Consider the following 18652-nt stretch of genomic DNA (forward strand, 5'->3'; position numbering starts at 1 on the left):
ATGTCATCCGGTCGGCTCCACCTCACACAAGCCTTCAACGCAGTCTGCTCAAACGGGGAGCCTTCACCCTGCTCCCCGCGACGCTCCTGGCGTCGGCCGCCCTGTTCCCGACTCTCGCCCACGCCGCAGAAGCCCCCGTTTTGCTGGGGACCACCGCCAGTTACGGGGTCCTGGCCGGTTCGACGGTCACCAACACGAACCCCACCGTCATCAACGGCGACCTGGGCCTCTATCCGGGCACGTCCGTGACCGGCTTCCCCCCCGGAATCGTCAACGGAGTGACGCGCGTAGCCCCCAACGCCGCCGCCGCTCAGGCGAAGTCCGACCTCGTCGTCGCCTACGACGACGCGGCAGGCCGGGGGCCCGGGACCATTCTCGCTTCGGACGAGATCGGCGGACTGACGCTGACACCCGGCGTCTATACGGCCCCGGCGTCCCCGCCGTCCCTGCAACTCACCGGGACGGTCACCCTCGACGGCCAGAACGACCCCAACGCCGTCTTCATCTTCCGGATCCCCACGACCCTGACCACGGCTTCGTCGAGTTCCGTGGCCTTCATCAACGGAGCAAATGCCTGCAACGTGTTCTGGCAGGTGGGCAGCTCCGCCACTCTCGGCACGACCACCCAGTTCAAGGGCACCATCCTGGCCATGCAGTCGATCACGCTGAACAACAGCGCCGTGATCGAAGGCCGCGCCCTGGCGCGTGTGGCCGCGGTCACGATGGACAACAACACCATTACGAGGCCGGCCTGCGCCGCCGGACCGCCCGGACCTCCCGGACCGAGCGGACCTCCCGGACCGAGTGGTCCTCCCGGACCGACTGGTTCCCCCGGACCGACCGGCAGCCCCGGCGCACCCGGCGCACCTGGCAGCCCCGGCCCGACCGGCCCGACCGGCCCCGCTGGCGCACCCGGCGCACCCGGCCCGACCGGCAGCCCCGGCGCACCCGGCAGCCCTGGCCCGACCGGCCCCGCAGGCGCACCCGGTGCACCCGGACCGACCGGCAGCCCCGGTCCGACCGGCCCCGCAGGCGCACCCGGCGCACCCGGCGCACCTGGCAGCCCTGGCCCGACCGGCAGCCCTGGCCCGACCGGCAGCCCTGGCCCGACCGGCAGCCCTGGCCCGACCGGACCCGCCGGACCTGCCGGACCTGTCGGGCCCACCGGACCTGTCGGGCCCACCGGACCGGCTGGACCCACCGGACCCGCTGGACCCAAGGGGCCTCGAGGTGACAAGGGCGGGAAGGATCACCACGGCCATGGCCACGGCCACGATCACGGCCACGACCACGACCACGACCACGACAAGGGCGAGCACGGTCGCCACGACCACGACCACGGCAAGGACGAGGGCGACGGCGAGCACGGCGACCACGGCGACCACGACCACGGCAAGGACGAGGGCGACGGCGAGCACGGCGACCACGACCACGGCAAGGACGAGAACGGTCAGGACGACCACGACTTCGGCAAGCCGCCGTGGGCCGATTTCCTGCCGAACGGCCAAGGCAATGCCCTCGGCCAACCGGGTCCCGGCCACGCGGCCAGGAGCGTCAACTTCGCGCACGTGAGCGCCGCTACCGGTCAGCAGCCTGAGGGGACCGGCTCAAGCGGCGGGACCGGCATCATGGCAGCCTCTGCGGCAGTGCTGGCATTCGTCGGAGGCTCCGTCCTCTTCGCCCGGAAGAAGAACCGGCGAGGTACGGCGACTCGACAGGACTAGCCGACTAGCCCATCGCGGACGTGACCGCCTCGCGCCCCTGACCTTTCGGTCACGAGCACTCGGCCGGATCGGCCCACGTCCTTGCCTCCCGTCACCGGCTGCTGCGTACGGGTCGGCGGCAGGGACTGGAGCCCGGTCAAGCATGCGGGAAGTCGCGTACGCCGTTCGGCGGCTGAGCCCCTGGCCACATCGTCCAGGGGCTCAGTAGCACCCGCGAGTGATCAGATCCGAGATCGGCCCTCACGTCGTCCCGGGCCGCGTACGCCGCGATGACTTCGTTGATGAAATTCCGGGTATTTTCCGGGTTCAGCGCCCGAGCCTGCAAGTGCGCGTACATATCACTGCATAGCCGTACGTCGGATTACACCACGCTCACGTCGCCGGCGTCGGCGAACTCCAGCAGCGAGAACTGTCCGGAGACACCCGGTCCCGGGGCTCGCAGCCGGTCCTGACGCCGTAGCCGCACCTGGAGGCGTGCGGCGGCCTGTTCGGCCACGACATGAGGAATCGTTCCTGCGATGACCGCCCGGGCATAGGCCGGGGTCTGCATCGGGCCGGGGACCACCAGAGGCTCGTAGAGCCGGATCGCGGCCGCCTCGGCCTCCAGACCGATATAGGCGCCGTACGGGATGTCGCCGCAGGAGTTCCACCAGCCCTGCTGACCCGATTCCCTGCCAGCTGCATCAGATGGTCAACCCGCCGCTGATCCTGGACTCCGTACAGCCCGCAGAGATCGCGCGCGTCGCGCGGCTCGGGCTGGGAGATCAACAGGCGCTCCGCCACCTGCTGCGTCGTCATGCCGCTGATTTCCCTGAGCCGGCGCAGCTCCGACCCCAGCCGACGCCTGCTGACGGTGGGATTGACCTTGACGCCCACAGGACGCGCACCTCCGCTCGACGTGATGCGGGCCGTCGCCGTGCGTGTCAGCGTGATCCGAGAGGAATCCGTACCCGAACCCGCGCACCAAAGAGGAGTCGCCGTCATGGACGGTACGCAGGACAAGCGTCAGGATCCGAGCAAGGGCCACGGGGGGCAGGAACACCATCGGCGCCCCGGAGACCCCGCGCAGCCCCAGCCGGGCAAGCAGTCCCGCGAGAAGGGCCGGCAGTCCGGCCAGAAGGGGACCTCGCGCGGTCGCGAGGACGACCTGCTGCGCGAAGAGGACCTGCACGACGAGGGCCTCTGACCGGGCCCGTCACATGCCCGGAGCCGGCCGGTCCCCAGTGGCCCGGGGATCAGCCTGCCGCGTCGGCGGGGCCCTCCCCGGGTTCAGGTGTGGTGGCGACGAGGAGCTGAGCGGCCTGCGTGATGTTGTCGGCGCGGACGGCGCGGGCCATCGCTTGGCGGGCGGCGTCCGCGGTGGTGTCCGGGGGGACGACCAGCAGGGCGAAGTGGTCGTTGTGGCCGCGGGTGATGAGGACGGTGTCGTCTCCGACCGGGTCGGAGACGAGGTGTACGACCTGGCCGTCGATGACCAGTCGGGTCGGGAGCCCGTTCCAGGCGGCCGCGTCCAAGCCCACCCGGGTGATCGGCCCGAGATGCCCGGTCAACACGCTGATCAGCGCCGGCAGCTCGGTTCCGATGTCGCGGGTACGCGGCCACCACGCGCCGTCCAGGAGCCCCTCCCGGGACTGAGTGGTCTCCAGCCGCAGCAGGGCCGTGCCCGGCTGGATCGCCCGGTGGATCGCATCCGGCAGGAGCAGTGGGGGCGTATGCGGGGTGTCGGAGTCAGCCATGTGGGTTCGCCCGTCTACGGATGCGGCCGTACCGCGTCGCAGGTGGGCACCGGTGCCGGTGCCGGTCGGGCGTGCGCGGGCCTGTCGTCCTTTTACGGTACTCCCGCCGCCCTCTCCGCCGCCCGCTGGAGAAATACCTGGTCAGATCGGCCATGGTCGGCCGAACGAGCGTACAGTTGAAGAACCGGGAATACTTCGCACACCGGCTTTCACGCGGGTGTCATTTCCGGCGATCGCCTAAAAACCGGGCTGCCGACGGGCAGTCCGGGGGCAGGTCCACTCCATGACCACCACCCTCGACCGGACCGCGCCCCGCGACCTCGCCGCAGGAGTCCCGGTCCGCTTGTCCCTCACCCCGAAGACCACGCTCGCCAGCCAGCTGGACGGGGCCTGGTGGCCGCACTCCCGCGACCTCGAAGCCGAGCTCCCACCACTCGCGGCGGCCCTGGAAGAACCGTGGGGACGCGTCACCCGCGTCACCGTGAATCCCACCCGCTGGCCCGTCGTACCGCGCACGGTTGCCGTGGCCGGGCGGGTGCTGCACGTGGGCTGGTTCACCGAACAGGACCCCGACAAGCTGATCCTGCTCTCCTACACCGTCGGCCGCTGGGACCTCCTCGTCATCCCGCCCGAGACACCGCCCGCGGCTGCGGCCCGTCTGATGGCCGCCGCGGCGACCCCCGGCAGCGTCCTGACCGCAGGCGTCCTGATGGCCAACGAGACCGTCATCGGACGCGGCATCCGCGACACCCGCCGCCGGGAAGCCAGCTGGGAGAGCGAAGGCGGGGCCTGCATGTCCCCCTTCGGAAGCCCGATGGGCCGAAGCGCCCTCCCCCCGCCCTCTAGCGGTTGGAGGTGAGCCCAGTGGAGACCATCGTCCTGCTCGCAGTGATCATCCTCGCGATCGCCGTCGGAATGCGCTGGATCCACCTGCTGAACGCCCGGCACGAGGCGCGGATCGAGGCCTACCGCTTCAGCACTCCCCGGCCGAGGCCTCCCGGCCTGCCGGACGACACCGGTCGTCGAGCCCGCCCCACGGATGCCGACCGGTGAGGAACAGACGTTCCTCCGACCGGGGCAGCGGGCGGGGCGCCACGGCGCCCCGCCGCGCCGGCCCCGCGCCAACCCCGAAGGGAACCACGCCCACGTGAAGTACATCGAGACCCAGACACTGCCCTCGGTCGGGCACGCCGAGGTACGGATCATCGCGCACACGCCCGAAGCCGCACGAGCCGTCGCGGAGGCACTTCGCCACTGCTTCGCGGGCACGGAACAGCGCAGCTATCCCGGCCTCGACGGCGGCACCCGCCTCCACCTCACCGTGGACACGGCGACACCCGCAGGCCCCGCCCGCTCCTGGCTGGCCACCAGCAGGACCCCCGTCGGCACCGGCGCCCACTCCGACGAGACCTGAGCCCACACGCACGGGCCCCCACGGGCCCCGGAACCCGCTTCCGCCCACGAAAGGACGCGGTCATGGCCACACTCCGGGAACGCCAGACCTACCGCGAACAGGTGCTCCATGTCCTGTACGAAGCCGTCGAAGGCAACCGGCTCCTCGGCATCACCGGAGCACAGCTGCGGCGCGACCTCCACGTACCGGAGCAGGACCTGGCCGCCGCCTGCACCTATCTGGCGAGCGAAGGTCTGATCACCGTCGACTGGGAACCCGGCAACACTCCCGCGATGGTCACGCTCACCCACGAGGGAATCCGGCACATGGAGGCCGAGGAGGAAGGGACGGCCACGGGCCCGGCCTGATCCGGGACAGAGGTCAGATGCGGGCGAACTTCTCGGTCTGCCAGGCGAACTCCTGGGCCATGGGCGCGCTGACCGTGGGCCTGGTCCCGCCGATGGTGCGCAGATAGTCCTCGGTAGTGGGGCGCGCCCGGGTTCCGGTGTCGAAGGTGCGCTCGAACTGGATCTGGGAGACGGTGCGCGCGACATGTGCGATGTCGGCGGGGGTGAACCCCGCACTGGCGGAAGCCAGCGCCGCGCTGTCGGCTTCCGCGCCCGCACGGGCCAGATAGCTTTCCCACAGCGCGGTCCTCGCGCGGTCGTCGGGCGGGCCGATCGGCAGCACGTAGTCGAAACGGCCGTGCCGCAGGAACGCGGGGTCGAGCGTGGTCACGTCGTTGGTGGCGCAGACGAGCAGCCGCCCGTCCTGGCCCCGGAACCGGACGATCGCCTTGAGCAGTTCGTTGACGACGCCGACGGCGGTCGCGTCCGCGCCGCTCCGGGTCCCGGCGATCTCCTCCACCTCGTCGATGAAGACCAGGACGTGATCGAGGCGGGCGATCTCGTCGAAGCGCCGGTTCAGCCCGCTCGCCAGCCCGTACTCGGCGGCCAGCCTGGCGGGGAAGAGTTCGAGGAAGGGCCATCCCAGACGGCTGGCGACCGCGTGCGCGAACGTGCTCTTCCCGGTCCCCGGCGGGCCGAACAGCATCACCGCCCGCGGCAGCTCCACCCCGTGCTGGGCGGCCAGTTCGGGATGGGCCAGCGGCAGGACCAGGCGCCGCTCGATGAGCTCCTTCTCCCGCTGCATGCCCGCGACCTTCTGCCACAGTCCTCCGGGCGGCAGCTCCGCGCCCAGCGACGCAAGCATGCTGACCGACTGCGGGGTCACCCGCCCGCGCTTCGCGAAGAAGACCAGGCCCGGACGGGCTCCGAAGCCGCAGTCGTGCAGGGCGGCGGCACCGGTTTCGCCGTCGGGCAGGGCCGCGTGCACCGTTCGGACGCCACCGGCGAACAGCCGGTCCTCCAGTGCGGTGATCAGGTCGCTGCCCAACCCCTGGTGCCGCCAGGCGGGCGCCATGCAGATGCGCAGGATCCACGCCCGCTCACCCTCCACCCTGCTCACCACGGCGCCGACCACCACCTCGTCAGCGGTGGCCACAACCGCCGGATGACGGGCCTGGAGGGCCGCCACCGCGTCCGAGAGCGGAAAGAGGGGTGGCCCCTCCGCCGTACTGCTCTCCGCATCGACCCGGATCACTGCTTCGAGATCGTCCGGGGTGTAGTCCCTGACATGCCAACCCGTCATGGTCAGCTCCGCGTGTTCGGCAGTACTCCCATCATCGGTCGATGTGTGCGGGAGGCGCACGCCGGGCGAACCGTGTGGTCCGGGGCGGGATGACCCTCGGAGGGGGCTCTACCAGGCGCCGGTGACGGGGATGTCGCCCGGGTTGCCGAAGCGGACGTTGCAGATGACCGCGTTGGAGTCCTTCGCGGCGCCGATGAAGTCGGACGTCGCGGACCGGTAGACACCGGCCTTGTCGGTGCCGTCACCGTTCCAGTCACCCACCACCGGAACATCGTCCGGATTGCCCAGCTTCCGGGCCACCGCCACCGAACTGTTGCCCTGGGTCGGCAGTCGGAAGTCGGGAAGCGGTTCGGGTTGGTCGCTGCTGCGCGCTGCACCGGATCGTCCTTGCGGCTCTGGCCCGAGTCGGGGACTCTCGCCCGCGCCGTTCCGGTTTCGGTCGGCACCAAAGGGACTGTCACCTCGGTGCCGCTCATCGCCCGTGGCGGAACGCCCCCACTCAGCCAGCCGTTCGGGGCTCGGCCCGGCACACGGGTGAACATACGTTTCCTCTTGATCATCTGATCGTTGCGCAGCCGTGGGAATTCATCCGGAACAGGCATCCCTGGAGACAGCGCCCTCGCGCCCCATCAGCAGGCGGCTCGCCCTCGGCTCCGTGCTGGGGCTCGCGCCCGCCGTGTGGGCACCGGCGGCACGGGCCTCCGAGCGGGGCCGCTCGGTAGCGGGGATCATCAGCTGCGAGGAGTGGGGGGCGCGGCCGCCCGCCGAGGACGTGGTCGTACTGGCTTCGCCGCCGCGCCGGATCGTGGTCCATCACACCGCGACGCGGAACCTGGCGGACTTCTCGCTCGGCCGGGCCCTCGCCCTCGCCCGGGCGGTCCAGAACCTCCACATGGACACCCGCGGCTGGATCGACACGGGCCAGCACTTCACCGTCAGCCGGGGGGCGTACGTCACCGAGGGGCGGCACCGCAGTCTCGCCGAGCTGAACGAGGGCCTGCGGCAGGTGCGTTCGGCCCATTGCGTCGGGCAGAACGACGTGGCCGTGGGCATCGAGACCGAGGGCACCTATACGGGCGTCGAGCCGCCGCCGCGGCAGTTCGAGGCCCTGGCGGAGCTGTGTGCGTACGTCTGCGGGCAGTACGGGCTGGATCCCGCCGAGATCTGGGGGCACCGGGACTTCAACTCCACCGCCTGTCCCGGGGACCGGCTGTACGCGCTGCTCCCCCGGCTGCGTGACGAGGTCGCGGCCCGGCTGCGCTGAGGGCTGTCGGCGCGCCGGCGCCGCCCTTGCCGCTGCCCGCCGCCGGGGGCGCTCCGTCAGCCGGGGAACGTGAGGCGGAAGGTCGTCCGTCCCGGGCTGCTGGTGACCGTCGCGGTTCCCCCGTGCGCGGTGATGACGGCGTGGACGATGGCGAGACCGAGACCGGTGTTGCCCGTGCCGCGCGAACGGGCGTGGTCGGCGCGGACGAAGCGACCGAAGACCTCGGACTGGAGAGCTTCCGGGATGCCCGGCCCGTTGTCGCTGACGTTGACGGCGACGCCGGTCCGACCGGTGGTGAGGGTGACGGTCACTTCGGTGCCGGGCGGCGTGTGGGTGCGGGCGTTCGCGAGGAGGTTGCCGACTGCCTGCTGGAGGCGGTGGGCGTCGCCGGTGACGATGACCGGCTCTTCGGGGAGGTCCAGGATCCAGCGGTGGCCGGGGCCCGCGACGCGGGCGTCGTCCGTCGCGTTCAGGATCAGCAGGGTCAGGTCGACGGGCTCGTGTTCGAGCGGACGCCCGGCATCCAGGCGCGCGAGGAGCAGCAGGTCGTCCACGAGGCGGGTCATGCGCCGCGACTCGCCGTCGATGCGCTCCAGGGCGTGGCGGACCTCGGCCGGTACGGGGCCGTGGTGGCGCAGGGCGAGCTCGGCGTGGCCGCGGATGTTGGCGACGGGCGTGCGCAGTTCGTGGCTGGCATCGGCGGCGAAGTGACGCAGCCGTTCCTCGCTCGCCTGGCGCCGGGTGAGGGCGTCCTCGACGTGGCCGAGCATGTGGTTCAGGGCGGCGCCGACCCGGCCGACCTCGGTGCGGGGGTCGGTGTCGGGCAGCGGTCCCGGCATGGCGGCCTCGCCGCTGGCGAGCGGCAGCCCCGCCACCTCCGCGGCCTTGGCGGTGACCTGCTGGAGGGGGCGCAGGGAGATGCGTACCCACAGGGCTCCGGCCGTGCCGGTGGCCACCAGGGCAGCGCCGAACAGGACGGCTTCGAAGGCTCCGAGGCGGTGCAGGGTCTCCTCCACCGGGTGCAGGGGCAGCCCGGTGATCAGGACGTCCTGGTCGTCGCCCGCGACGGCCGTGACGCGGTACTCGCCCAGCGCGGAGAGCCGGACGCTGTGTCCGTGGCCGTCGGCGGGGACCCCGGCCAGCGCGCGCCGGTCCCCGGCGGTGAGCGGGAGGGAGCGGTCGGTGGCCTGGTCCACGACGGCTGCCTGGGTGACCGTTCCGTTCAGGAGCCGGGCGCCGAAGGTCGCCTCGGCCTGACCCCGGGTGTCGGGGCGGTTGTCGGCATCGGGCGTGGCCTCGTGCTCCAGGCTGGCGGCGAACCGGCCTCCGGATGCGGAGAGCTGTTCGTCCAGCCGGTCCAGGAGGAACCCGCGCAGGGCGAGGGCGGTGGTGAGGCCGACGGCGAGGCAGGCGAGGGCGAGGAGGGTGACGAGCCCGGCGGTGAGCTGGCCGCGCAGGGTGCGGGGGACCGGGCGCCTCACGGCGCGTCCGGCTTGAGGACGTAGCCGACGCCGCGCACGGTGTGGATCATCGGGGTGCGGCCGGCGTCGATCTTCTTGCGCAGGTAGCTGATGTAGAGCTCCACGACGTGGGCGCGCCCCCCGAAGTCGTAGGCCCACACCCGGTCGAGGATCTGGGCCTTGGACAGGACCCGGCGCGGGTTGCGCATGAGGAACCGCAGGAGTTCGAACTCGGTCCGGGACAGCTCGACGGTGACTCCGCCGCGGCTGACCTCGCGGGCTTCCTCGTCCATGGTGAGCTCTCCGACGGCGAGCACGTTCGTGCTCGGCTCGGCGGTCATTCCGGCGCGCCGGAGCAGCCCGCGCAGCCGGGCCAGGACTTCTTCCAGGCTGTAGGGCTTGGTGACGTAGTCGTCGCCGCCGGCGGTGATGCCGGCGATCCGGTCCTCGACCGCGTCGCGGGCCGTCAGGAAGAGCACGCACACGCGGGGTTCGGCACGCCGCAGGCTGCGCAGGACCTGCAGGCCGTCGAAGTCGGGCAGCATCCAGTCCAGGACCACCGCGTCGGGCCGGAAGGCGCGGGCCGTCGCGACCGCGCTCGCGCCGTCGGCGGCGGTGCGGACCTGCCAGCCCTCGCCGGTCATGACCCCGGCCAGCACCTCGGTGACGTCGGGTTCGTCGTCCACGACGAGGATCCGCACGGGCTCTCCGTCGGGGCGGTGCAGGAGCGGGGTGGTACGGGGCTCGGTCATGGTTCCTTCAGCATCCCCCGGCCCGGGGTCGGGGCAGGTGGCGCCGTGTCTTTGAGTTTCCTCTGAATCCGCGCCGGGAGGGACCGGACGGGCCGTTTCAGAAGGTACTCAAAGGTTGGGCTGTGAGGCTGGCCGCCCCTCGCCGGAGCGAATGCCGCCGGGGCGAGCGCCCATCCGGAGGAGCCCATGACCGCCACGTCCGAGTCCATGACCGGGACGTCCGAGCCCCTGACCGGCACGTCCACCCGCACCCGTGCGGGCCGCCGGATGCGCCACCGGCGCCCGTACCGCAGCGCCGTCCCCGTCCTGGCCCAGGCGGCGGTCTGGGGCGGGGGCGCCGGTGTGCTCGCCCTGTGGTGGGCCGATACGAGCGCGGTCGTCGGCCCGGCGGGCTGGCTCACCGGTGCCGGGCGCATCACCGGACTGCTGGCCGGCTACGCCTGCGCGGTCCTGCTCGCCCTGATGGCCCGCGTGCCCCTCCTGGACCACACCGTCGGCACCGACCGGCTCGCCCGCTGGCACGCCTGGGGCGGCCGCTGCACCGTATCGCTGGCCCTCGCCCACACGCTGCTGACCATCTGGGGATACTCGCTGACCTCGCACACGGGCGTGGTGGGCCAGACCGCCACGCTGGTCCTGCACTACCCCGACCTGCTCAAGGGCACGGCCGGGTTCCTGCTGTTCCTCGCCACCGGAGTCCTCTCGGCCCGCGCGGCCCGCCGCAGGCTGAGTTACGAGACCTGGCACTACCTGCACTTCGCCACCTACCTGGCGATCTTCCTCACCTTCGGCCACCAGCTCTCCAACGGCGCCGATTTCGTCGGCAACCGCCCCGCGCAGGCGGCCTGGTACGCGCTCTTCCTCGGCGTCGCCGCCCTGGTCGCCTGGTACCGGTTCGCCGTCCCGCTGCGGCGCGGACTGCGGCACCGCCTGCGCGTCACCGCCGTCCACCCCGAGGCGCCCGGCGTGGTCTCCGTCCATCTCACCGGCGAGCACCTGGACGAGCTGGCCGGCCGGCCGGGGCAGTTCCTGCGCTGGCGGTTCCTGACCCGCGGACTGTGGTGGACCGCCAACCCCTACTCGCTCTCCGCACCCGCGCACCCGCCGCACCTGCGGATCACGGTCAAGGCCGCCGGCGGTCACAGCGGCGCGCTCGCCCGCCTGACACCCGGCACCCGGGTCTGGGCCGAGGGACCGTACGGAAGCCTCACCGAGCACCGCCGCACCGCCGCCAAAGTCCTGCTCCTGGCGGGCGGCGTCGGCATCACCCCGCTGCGCGCGCTCTTCGAGACGCTGCCGGGCCAGGTCACCCTGGTCTACCGGGCCCGGCGTCCGGCCGACCTCGCCCTGCGCGGTGAACTCGACGCGATCGCCGCCCGCCGGGGGGCCGCCGTGCACTACGCCGTGGACGAACCGGCCGCCTACGCCGCGCCGCTCACCGCCCGCGGGCTGACCGCTCTGGTGCCGGACCTCGCCGCCCACGACGTCTACCTCTGCGGACCCCCCGGTATGACGGAGGCCGCCATCCGGGCCCTGCGCGAAGCCGGCGTTCCGGCCCGGCGCATCCACCACGAGTCGTTCGCGTTCTGAGGAGAACCACCATGCGCCGAGCCGTCCTCACCACCACCGGGATCAGCGCCCTCGTCGTCGCGCTGCTCGCCCTCAAGCCCCACCAGTCCCCGGCCCTGGCCGCAATGCCGGCCCGTTCCGCCCCGGTCCCGCCATCGCCCCCCGCGCCCGGGGCCGCCGCCACGCCGGGTGCACCCGCCGGAACGGGCAGGTTCACCGGCGATCCCGTCGACACCCGGTACGGCACCGTGCAGGTCGCCGCCACCCTCAGCCGGGGAAGGATCACCTCGGTCGAGGTGCTCCAGGCCCCGGACCGCGGCGGCCGCGACCGGGAGATCTCCTCCTACGCCCTGCCCCGCCTCACCCAGGAGGCCATCGGCGCGCAGAGCGCGCACATCGACGCCGTCTCCGGCGCCAGCTACACCAGCCAGGGCTACGCCGAGTCCCTGCAGAGCGCCCTGGACCGGGCCCGTGCCTGACACCGCGCCCGGACTGCGCCACGTCGAGCACGTCATGGGCACCGTCTTCTCCTTCGACATCCGGGACGAGCCGACCCCGGCCATCCACCGCGCCCTCGCCGAAGCGGTACGGCAACTGCACCAGGTCGACGCCGTGTTCTCCACCTACCGTCCCGACAGCCACATCAGCCGTCTCGACCGCGGGGAGCTCCGCCTCGACGACTGCCCGCCCGAGGTCCACGAGGTGCTGTCGCTCTGCGCCCGGGCCGCCCACGACACGGACGGCTGGTTCAGCATCGTCCCCGCGGGCACCCTCGACCCCTCGGGACTCGTCAAAGGCTGGGCCGTCGAAGCCGCGTCCCGGCTCCTGCACGACGCGGGCGCGCACCACACCTGCGTCAACGGCGGCGGCGACCTCCAGCTCCGCGGCCAGGCCGGTCCCGGCACGCCCTGGCGCATCGGCATCGCCCACCCGCTGGACCCCGGCAGGCTGGCCACCGTCGTCACCGCCGGCCACGACTTCGCCGTCGCCACGTCCGGCACGGCCGAACGCGGTGCCCACGTCCTCGACCCGCACACCGGCACGCCGGTCACCGCGTTCGCCTCCCTCACCCTCGTCGGACCCGCGCTCACCCTGACCGACACCTACGCCACCGCCGCCTTCGCGCGCGGCGACGGCGCCCGCGCGTGGCTGGCGGCACTGGACGGCTACGAGGCCCTCGCGGTCCTGCCCGACGGCCGGGAATGGCGCACACCGGGATTCCGCCGGTACGAGGCCTGAGACCCCGCGCCGCTCGCCGATGACCTTCCAGGGCAGGTGCCGCGGGGCGGGGGCCGGGCGGGGGGACGGTTTCCCGCGTTCGGGTGGTGGTTACGCGTTGAGAAGGGTCCGTTCATATGGCGCTCATAGCTTCGGGGGGACCGCGTCGTCCTTCCCGAGGGGATCTCCCACACACATGCGCCGCAGACCAGTGAAGACGTTGACCGTTCTGGCCCTCGCGGGGGCCGTGGCCGCCGGGACCGCGGTCACCGCCAACTCCGCGCCGCAGAACAGCGAGCGCGGCAAGGAAATCCGGAACGTCATCTACCTGCTCGGTGACGGAATGGGCCGCACCCACGTCACGGCCGCCCGCGACCGGTACTACGGGGCGGGCGGGAAGCTCACCATGGAGACCCTCCCCTTCACGGGCGCGGTCGCCACCTACGCCGTCGAGAAGGGCACCGCCAAGCCCTCCCTGGTCACCGACTCGGCCAGCTCCGCCACCGCGTGGTCGACGGGCGTCAAGACGTACAACGCCGCGATCAGCGTGGACTCGTACGAGAAGAAGGTCACCACGCTGATGGAGCAGGCCAAGGCGGCCGGCTTCGCCACGGGCAACGTCTCCACCGCCGAGGTCACCGACGCCACCCCGGCGGCGCAGTTCAGCCACGCGCTGCTGCGCGGCTGCCAGGGCCCGGTCTACTCGGACGCCGCCTGCCTCCCCAAGAAGGAGGACGGTACGTACGAGGCCGCGCCCGCCGACAAGACGCTGATCACGCCGATCGCCGAGCAGATCGCCCGCAACGGCACCGCCGACGTCGTCTTCGGCGGCGGTCTCGCCCGCTTCGAGCCGGACGACCAGAAGGCCCTCCAGGCCCAGGGCTACCAGGTGCTCGGCAGCTTCGGCGATGCCTCGCTGCCCGCCCAGACCGCCGCCAGCCAGAAGGTCGCCACCAAGGCCGACCTCGACAAGGCCAACGGCAAGAAGGTCGTCGGCCTCTTCAACCGCGGCAACCTGACGGTCGAGCAGGCCAAGGCCGGCCTGCCCGCCGACGCCCCGCAGAAGCAGGAGCCGACGCTGGCCGACATGGCCCGCAAGTCGATCTCGCTGCTCTCCGACCGCAAGCAGCAGGAGCGCGGCAAGGGCAAGGGCTTCTTCCTCCAGATCGAGGGCGCCCAGATCGACAAGCGCTCGCACGCCAACGACGCCGCGCAGACGCTCGGCGAGGTCAAGGCGTTCGACGACGCGGTGAAGGCGGCGTACGACTTCGCGAAGAAGGACGGCCACACGCTGGTGATCGTCACGGCCGACCACGAGTGCGCCGGCTTCAACATCATCGAGCACGGCACCTACACCAACGCCGAGGCCGTCGCGCCCCCGGCCAACACCGACGCGGGCAACCCCGCGAACAACAGCGTCCCGTCGCGTGCCACTTCGGGCGCGAAGGACGCCACCCGCTCGACCGGCATCGTCAACGGCGCGGGCTCGGGTGACGCGAAGAACTTCGCGCCGGCCACGTTCCGCACCCCGGACGACGCGCCGGGCGTGCAGGACGGCAGCCCCGAGGCCAGCCTGTGGCTGACCTACCTGTCCGGCAACCACACCGGCGCCGACGTGCCGATCTTCGCGTACGGCCCGAACGGCAGCGCCTTCGCCGCGAGCCAGAACAACACCGAGCTCTACTCGAAGATGTACCGCTCGCTGTTCGGCCGCTCGCCCCAGCAGCACTGACCCTTCGCACGGTCTCGGGGCCGGGGGGCGCACTCCCCCCGGCCCCGGCCCCTTTTCAGGAGCGTTCGATGAGACACCCCCTGCGCCGCACCGCGGCCGCGCTGGTCCCGGCCCTGGCCGTACTCGCCCTCGCCACCGGCTGCTCCGGCGGCGCGCAGCACGCCGCCCCCGCGGGGGAGCCGGCCGGCGCCGCCTCGCCGGTGGTCCTGCCCGCGCCGCGCAGCGCGCCCGCACCGGCCGCCGTCCTCGCGCAGCCCGCCCGGCAGGGTGAAGTCCGCGTGGAGCAGGGCCCGTTCACCGACCGGGTGCGGCTGGAGCGGCTCGCCCTCACCGACCGGCAGACGGTGACCGGGCACGTGGCCATCACGGCGGACGTCAGCGACACCCTGGCCCTGGAATTCGCGGTGGCCTACTACGACGCCGCCGGCCACCTCGTGGGGACCGGGGCGTTCCACTACCAGGAGGAGGGCGAGGACGCGCACGGCACCGAGCACCACGACGGCCCCCGCGCGGCGGGCGACGGCATCGACTTCACCGTGTCGCCGGGACAGCTGTCCGGCGCCCCGGCCAGTGCCGTACTGACCATCCCGGTGCTGGTCAGCGAGTAGCCGCCCGGGGCGGCCGGCCGCCGCCCGGCGCTCAGCCGCGCGCGGGCGGGGACAGCCGGTTCACCAGCTCGGCCAGGTCCTCGCAGGCCTGCTGGATCTTCGAGCGGACGTTGTTCTGCTCGGTGACCAGCGCCGACAGCAGCAGCGCCGTCAGCGCCACCGAGCCGTTGAGGGCCATCAGGTTGGCCATCACCTCCAGGGTGCCGTGGTGCGCGAACGGCCCCGCCCGCTGGCTGGCCGCCGACACCGTCGCGACCGAGATCAGCAGGGCGCACGGCGCCGCCCCCACCAGCTGGAACCGGACGGCGGCCCAGATCAGCAGCGGGAAGACGAGGAAGAGCAGCGAGAGCGGGCTGCGCGTCACCAGTAGCGTGACCAGCACGGTCACGACCAGCAGCGCCACCGCCTCGGCCGCGCGGAACAGGTCGCGCGGCAGCCCCATCAGCGGCAGCGCCAGCAGCAGCGGCGTCCCCACGAGCACCCCCATCGCGTCCCCGGCCCACCAGGCCGCCCACACCGGCCAGAACCCGCTCCACGGCAGGCTCCCGGTGACCGCCAGCACCCCGGCGCCGACGGTCGCGCTGAGCAGCATCGGGAGCAGGCCGCCCAGGAACACCAGCGCCAGCCCGTCGCGCAGCCGGTCCAGCTCGGTGCGGAAGCCCGCCCGGCGGAGCAGCACGTACGCGCACAGCGGGGCGAGGGTGTTCCCGGCGATGATGACGAGCCCGCTCGGGGCCACGGGGCCGAGCGTCCGCATGACCAGGTACGTACCCAGGGTGATGCCGGGCCAGATGCCCGCGCCCCGCCACAGCAGCGCGGCGACCGCGATCCCGGTCGGCAGCCACAACGGCGTGACCTGCGCGCCCGCGACGACCAGCCGCTGGAGCAGGCCCAGCCGGCCGGTCGCGTAGTAGGCGGCCGCGACCGCGAGGATCCACGCCGCCTGCCGCAGGGCGAGGGGGAGGGGACCCAGTGGCGACAGGACGGGGGAGAGACCTCGCCGCCGCTGCCCTCGCTCGGTGCTCACCCCACGTATGAGACAACGGCGCCGGCCCCGCGCGGGTTCCTGACACGCGCTATGCGGGCGGCGGCGCGTCGTGCCGCAGCACCAGGACCGCCGCGTCGTCGGCGTGCCCCGTGGAGTCGGCCACCCGCAGCACCTCCGCGGCCAGCTCCTCCGGATCGGCCGCGGCGCCGTCCCGGACCACCCGGGCCACCTGCCCCAGTCCCGTCTCGATCGGGAACGACGGCCCCTCGACCACCCCGTCGGTGAGCAGGACGTACGCGCCCGCCCGCGCGAGCGGCCGGGCCGTCACGGGGTAGTCGCCCCCGGCCAGCACGCCCAGCGGCAGCCCGCCGTCGTCCTCCGCGATGCCGTACGCGCCGTCCACCGTGGCCCACACCGCCGGGATGTGCCCGGCGCGGGCGCCTTCGAGCCGCCAGGTCCGGGGGTCGAAGCGGAGGAAGCTGCAGGTCGCGAAGAGGTCCCGGCCGACCGACAGCAGCAGGTCGTTGGCCCGTCCCAGTACGTCGCCGGGGTCGGCCGCGGCGGCGGCCACCGCTCGCAGGGCTATCCGGATCTGGCCCATGAAGGCCGCCGCCTCCACGTCGTGGCCCTGTACGTCGCCGATGGAGAACGCCAGCGACCCGTCCGGCAGCCGGAAGCCGTCGTACCAGTCGCCGCCGATGTCCAGTCCGTGCCGGGCCGGCGCGTAGCGGGCCGCGGTGCGAAGTCCCGGCACGTCGGGCAGCGACGCGGGCAGCATCTCGCGCTGCAGGGCCTCGGCCAGCTCGACCCGGGCCTGCTGGAACTCGGCCCCCAGCCGCGCCTGGGCGGTGAGCCGTCCGAGCGTGGTCAGGAGGTCGTCCGCGCTCGCCGGCCGTGGGGAACGACGCCGGGTCATGGACCGCTCCCTCTGGACGACCGGTTCTCCCTGTCACGCACCCTGTCCTGCCCTCAGGGTAGGTGCGGGGGTCAGCTCCCGCAGTACGTGTCACCCTGCGGCCGCTGCCCCGTGGTGAGGAACCGGGTCACCGCCCGGTCGCCGCAGGCGTTGCCGGTGCCCAGGTAGGAGCCGTGGCCGCCCGCGTCGACGGTGACCAGCCGGGCCCGCCCGCCGAGCGCCTCGCGCATCTTGAGGGCGCCGGAGTACGGGGTGGAGGGGTCCCGCAGGTTCTGGATCATCAGGACGTTGGACGGCCCCTGCGCGGTGATCCGGGTGGGCTGCTCCGCCGGGCGGTCCTGCCAGAAGGCGCAGGGGGTGATGTTCGCCGGCATCCCGTCCGTGAGCGGGTGCGCGGCGCGGTCGGCGGTGACGGCGCGTTCGTACCCGGCGACGTCCCCGGGCCAGCTCACGTCGTTGCAGATGACCCCGACCGTCACCGCCGCGTCCGCGTCCGGCATGGGCCCGGAGACGTCGGGCGTCAGCACGGGTTCGGCGGCCGGGTCCTGGGCGGCCAGCAGCAGCCGGGCGACGGGGGCGAAGGAGTTGCCGTAGAGGCTGGTCTGGAGCGCCTGGCGCAGCCGGACGCCGGTCAGCGGCACGCCCGGGACGTTCGACTGCCGGGGCTCCCGGTCCAGCTCCGCCGCGACCGCCAGGAACAGGGGCCGCACGTCCTCGGGCCGGGCGGCGAGCCGCAGGCCTTCGGCGTCCCGGGCCGGGTCGGCCGCCCAGGCCGCGAAGTCGGGGAAGCGGTCGTCGGCGCCGGCCGACATGTTCGCGAGCCAGCCGCGCGCCAGACGGGACGGATCGGGGTCGCCGCTGCTGTCCAGCACCCAGCGGTCGGTGTGCTGCGGGAACCGCTGCGCGTACACCGCGCCCACGTAGCTCCCGTACGAGGTGCCCCACGCCGACAGTTTCCGCTCGCCCAGCGCCTGGCGCAGGCGGTCGATGTCGCGCACCTCGTTGGCGGTGGTGAAGCTGCGCAGCTCGGGCCCGCCGTGCTCGGCGCAGGCCTCGGCGACCCGGCGCGAGCGCGCCACGTTCTCGGCGACGGAGCCGTCGGGGCCGGGCCAGGAGCGCAGGGTGACCAGGTGCCGGTCCGCCTCGGCCAGCCCGCAGGAGGCGGTGGTGCTGCCGCCGACGCCGCGCGGGTCCAGGGAGACGAGGTCGTACGCGCCGGCCGTCTCCCGGGCCAGGTCCGGGCCCTTCGCCGTCAGCCGCTTGACGCCGGAGCTGCCCGGGCCGCCGGGGATCACCAGCAGGGTTCCGCGCCGGGCCTGCGGGCGGTCGCTGCGCAGCCGGGACACGGCGAGGCCGAGCTGCCGGCCGCCCGGGGCGCGGTAGTCGAGCGGGACGGGCAGCGTCGCGCACTGCTGCCCGGCCAGGGCGCCCGGGTGGGTGCAGTCCTTCCACTCCAGGGCGGCCACGGCGGCGGGCCCGGCCGGGACGGTGGCCCGCGGGGCGGCGGCGCCGGTCAGGGCGGTGGCGACGGCCAGGGTGGACAGGGCGACGGCGGCGGCCTTGCGGCGGCGGTGTGTGGGCATGGCCCCATGCTTCTCGACCGCGCGGCGCCGCCCCATCCGGCTGCCGGGACGGCCGTACG

At 73.3% G+C, this 18652-nt stretch carries 20 protein-coding genes and 1 pseudogene; 12 read left to right on the plus strand and 9 right to left on the minus strand.

Features of this window, described 5'->3' with window-relative positions; genetic code table 11:
• Nucleotides 1-140: 140 nt before the first annotated feature.
• Nucleotides 141-1724 (plus strand): ice-binding family protein, encoded by a 1584-nt coding sequence (locus ACZ4M3_RS09535; RefSeq protein ID WP_467731040.1) that lies wholly within the window; start codon nt 141-143, stop codon nt 1722-1724.
• A 136-nt stretch (nt 1725-1860) separates the two neighbouring features.
• On the opposite strand, the pseudogene ACZ4M3_RS09540 reads toward ACZ4M3_RS09535, so the two are convergent.
• Nucleotides 1861-2600, minus strand: a pseudogene (locus ACZ4M3_RS09540) (Scr1 family TA system antitoxin-like transcriptional regulator).
• A gap of 106 nt (nt 2601-2706) precedes the next feature.
• Between ACZ4M3_RS09540 and ACZ4M3_RS09545 the strand changes: the two are divergent.
• On the plus strand, nt 2707-2910 hold the full coding sequence (locus ACZ4M3_RS09545; RefSeq protein ID WP_467731041.1) for a hypothetical protein: 204 nt from the start codon (nt 2707-2709) through the stop codon (nt 2908-2910).
• Between the two features lie 49 nt (nt 2911-2959).
• Here the strand turns inward: ACZ4M3_RS09545 and ACZ4M3_RS09550 are convergent, their stop codons facing one another.
• The gene (locus tag ACZ4M3_RS09550) at nt 2960-3460 is read right to left on the minus strand and encodes a DUF5994 family protein (RefSeq protein ID WP_467731042.1); all 501 of its coding nucleotides are present in this window, start codon (nt 3458-3460) and stop codon (nt 2960-2962) included.
• Nucleotides 3461-3743: 283 nt separating this feature from the next.
• Here ACZ4M3_RS09550 and ACZ4M3_RS09555 point away from each other — a divergent pair, with 283 nt between their 5' ends.
• From ACZ4M3_RS09555 to ACZ4M3_RS09570, 4 genes are all read left to right on the plus strand, one after another.
• Nucleotides 3744-4319 carry a DUF5994 family protein gene (locus ACZ4M3_RS09555; protein WP_467731043.1) on the plus strand — a complete coding sequence of 192 codons (576 nt, stop codon included), beginning with the start codon at nt 3744-3746 and terminating at the stop codon, nt 4317-4319.
• A 5-nt stretch (nt 4320-4324) separates the two neighbouring features.
• Complete coding sequence (locus ACZ4M3_RS09560; RefSeq protein WP_467731044.1) at nt 4325-4513, plus strand: hypothetical protein; 189 nt, start codon at nt 4325-4327, stop codon at nt 4511-4513.
• Nucleotides 4514-4607: 94 nt separating this feature from the next.
• A complete protein-coding gene (locus ACZ4M3_RS09565; RefSeq protein WP_467731045.1) occupies nt 4608-4874 on the plus strand; it encodes a hypothetical protein in 267 nt (88 codons plus the stop codon).
• Between the two features lie 62 nt (nt 4875-4936).
• The gene (locus tag ACZ4M3_RS09570) at nt 4937-5221 is read left to right on the plus strand and encodes a hypothetical protein (RefSeq protein ID WP_467731046.1); all 285 of its coding nucleotides are present in this window, start codon (nt 4937-4939) and stop codon (nt 5219-5221) included.
• A 13-nt stretch (nt 5222-5234) separates the two neighbouring features.
• On the opposite strand, the gene ACZ4M3_RS09575 is transcribed toward ACZ4M3_RS09570, so the two are convergent.
• Entirely contained in the window at nt 5235-6503 is a 1269-nt protein-coding gene (locus ACZ4M3_RS09575) for an ATP-binding protein (protein WP_467731047.1), read from the minus strand.
• Between the two features lie 108 nt (nt 6504-6611).
• Nucleotides 6612-6764, minus strand: coding sequence for a hypothetical protein (locus tag ACZ4M3_RS09580; protein ID WP_467731048.1), 153 nt, complete (start codon nt 6762-6764; stop codon nt 6612-6614).
• A gap of 316 nt (nt 6765-7080) precedes the next feature.
• Here ACZ4M3_RS09580 and ACZ4M3_RS09585 point away from each other — a divergent pair, with 316 nt between their 5' ends.
• A complete protein-coding gene (locus tag ACZ4M3_RS09585) occupies nt 7081-7767 on the plus strand; it encodes a peptidoglycan recognition protein family protein (protein ID WP_467731049.1) in 687 nt (228 codons plus the stop codon).
• A gap of 56 nt (nt 7768-7823) precedes the next feature.
• Here the strand turns inward: ACZ4M3_RS09585 and ACZ4M3_RS09590 are convergent, their stop codons facing one another.
• Both ACZ4M3_RS09590 and ACZ4M3_RS09595 read right to left on the minus strand, forming a co-directional pair.
• Entirely contained in the window at nt 7824-9248 is a 1425-nt protein-coding gene (locus ACZ4M3_RS09590; protein ID WP_467731050.1) for a sensor histidine kinase, read from the minus strand.
• Nucleotides 9245-9979: a response regulator transcription factor gene (locus tag ACZ4M3_RS09595; protein WP_467731051.1), complete on the minus strand. Its 735-nt coding sequence runs from the start codon at nt 9977-9979 to the stop codon at nt 9245-9247. Before ACZ4M3_RS09595 ends, ACZ4M3_RS09590 begins: the two co-directional genes overlap by 4 nt.
• Nucleotides 9980-10186: 207 nt before the next feature.
• On the opposite strand from ACZ4M3_RS09595, the gene ACZ4M3_RS09600 reads away from it, so the two are divergent.
• From ACZ4M3_RS09600 to ACZ4M3_RS09620, 5 genes are all read left to right on the plus strand, one after another.
• A complete protein-coding gene (locus tag ACZ4M3_RS09600; protein ID WP_467731337.1) occupies nt 10187-11569 on the plus strand; it encodes a ferredoxin reductase family protein in 1383 nt (460 codons plus the stop codon).
• Between the two features lie 11 nt (nt 11570-11580).
• Nucleotides 11581-12027, plus strand: coding sequence for an FMN-binding protein (locus ACZ4M3_RS09605; RefSeq protein ID WP_467731052.1), 447 nt, complete (start codon nt 11581-11583; stop codon nt 12025-12027).
• A 34-nt stretch (nt 12028-12061) separates the two neighbouring features.
• Nucleotides 12062-12787 (plus strand): FAD:protein FMN transferase, encoded by a 726-nt coding sequence (locus ACZ4M3_RS09610; RefSeq protein ID WP_467731338.1) that lies wholly within the window; start codon nt 12062-12064, stop codon nt 12785-12787.
• Between the two features lie 175 nt (nt 12788-12962).
• Nucleotides 12963-14498, plus strand: coding sequence for an alkaline phosphatase (locus ACZ4M3_RS09615; protein WP_467731053.1), 1536 nt, complete (start codon nt 12963-12965; stop codon nt 14496-14498).
• Nucleotides 14499-14566: 68 nt separating this feature from the next.
• Entirely contained in the window at nt 14567-15106 is a 540-nt protein-coding gene (locus ACZ4M3_RS09620; protein ID WP_467731054.1) for a hypothetical protein, read from the plus strand.
• Nucleotides 15107-15137: 31 nt separating this feature from the next.
• On the opposite strand, the gene ACZ4M3_RS09625 is transcribed toward ACZ4M3_RS09620, so the two are convergent.
• The 3 genes from ACZ4M3_RS09625 to ACZ4M3_RS09635 form a co-directional block, all read right to left on the minus strand.
• Nucleotides 15138-16088 carry an MASE1 domain-containing protein gene (locus ACZ4M3_RS09625; protein ID WP_467731339.1) on the minus strand — a complete coding sequence of 317 codons (951 nt, stop codon included), beginning with the start codon at nt 16086-16088 and terminating at the stop codon, nt 15138-15140.
• A 94-nt stretch (nt 16089-16182) separates the two neighbouring features.
• Complete coding sequence (locus ACZ4M3_RS09630; RefSeq protein ID WP_467731055.1) at nt 16183-17010, minus strand: PP2C family protein-serine/threonine phosphatase; 828 nt, start codon at nt 17008-17010, stop codon at nt 16183-16185.
• Between the two features lie 71 nt (nt 17011-17081).
• Nucleotides 17082-18593, minus strand: coding sequence for an alpha/beta hydrolase (locus ACZ4M3_RS09635; protein ID WP_467731056.1), 1512 nt, complete (start codon nt 18591-18593; stop codon nt 17082-17084).
• Nucleotides 18594-18652 lie beyond the last annotated feature (59 nt).

It is taken from the genome of Streptomyces sp. NPDC026522, from assembly GCF_055567555.1.

Bases quoted from the DNA above. Each gene is read 5' to 3' on its own strand.
- ACZ4M3_RS09570 (WP_467731046.1), top strand. From the start codon at position 4,937: ATGGCCACACTCCGGGAACGCCAGACCTACCGCGAACAGGTGCTCCAT.
- ACZ4M3_RS09635 (WP_467731056.1), bottom strand. From the start codon at position 18,593: ATGCCCACACACCGCCGCCGCAAGGCCGCCGCCGTCGCCCTGTCCACC.
- ACZ4M3_RS09545 (WP_467731041.1), top strand. From the start codon at position 2,707: ATGGACGGTACGCAGGACAAGCGTCAGGATCCGAGCAAGGGCCACGGG.
- ACZ4M3_RS09615 (WP_467731053.1), top strand. From the start codon at position 12,963: ATGCGCCGCAGACCAGTGAAGACGTTGACCGTTCTGGCCCTCGCGGGG.
- ACZ4M3_RS09555 (WP_467731043.1), top strand. From the start codon at position 3,744: ATGACCACCACCCTCGACCGGACCGCGCCCCGCGACCTCGCCGCAGGA.
- ACZ4M3_RS09550 (WP_467731042.1), bottom strand. From the start codon at position 3,460: ATGGCTGACTCCGACACCCCGCATACGCCCCCACTGCTCCTGCCGGAT.
- ACZ4M3_RS09630 (WP_467731055.1), bottom strand. From the start codon at position 17,010: ATGACCCGGCGTCGTTCCCCACGGCCGGCGAGCGCGGACGACCTCCTG.
- ACZ4M3_RS09605 (WP_467731052.1), top strand. From the start codon at position 11,581: ATGCGCCGAGCCGTCCTCACCACCACCGGGATCAGCGCCCTCGTCGTC.
- ACZ4M3_RS09595 (WP_467731051.1), bottom strand. From the start codon at position 9,979: ATGACCGAGCCCCGTACCACCCCGCTCCTGCACCGCCCCGACGGAGAG.
- ACZ4M3_RS09620 (WP_467731054.1), top strand. From the start codon at position 14,567: ATGAGACACCCCCTGCGCCGCACCGCGGCCGCGCTGGTCCCGGCCCTG.
- ACZ4M3_RS09600 (WP_467731337.1), top strand. From the start codon at position 10,187: ATGACCGGGACGTCCGAGCCCCTGACCGGCACGTCCACCCGCACCCGT.
- ACZ4M3_RS09575 (WP_467731047.1), bottom strand. From the start codon at position 6,503: ATGACGGGTTGGCATGTCAGGGACTACACCCCGGACGATCTCGAAGCA.
- ACZ4M3_RS09610 (WP_467731338.1), top strand. From the start codon at position 12,062: ATGGGCACCGTCTTCTCCTTCGACATCCGGGACGAGCCGACCCCGGCC.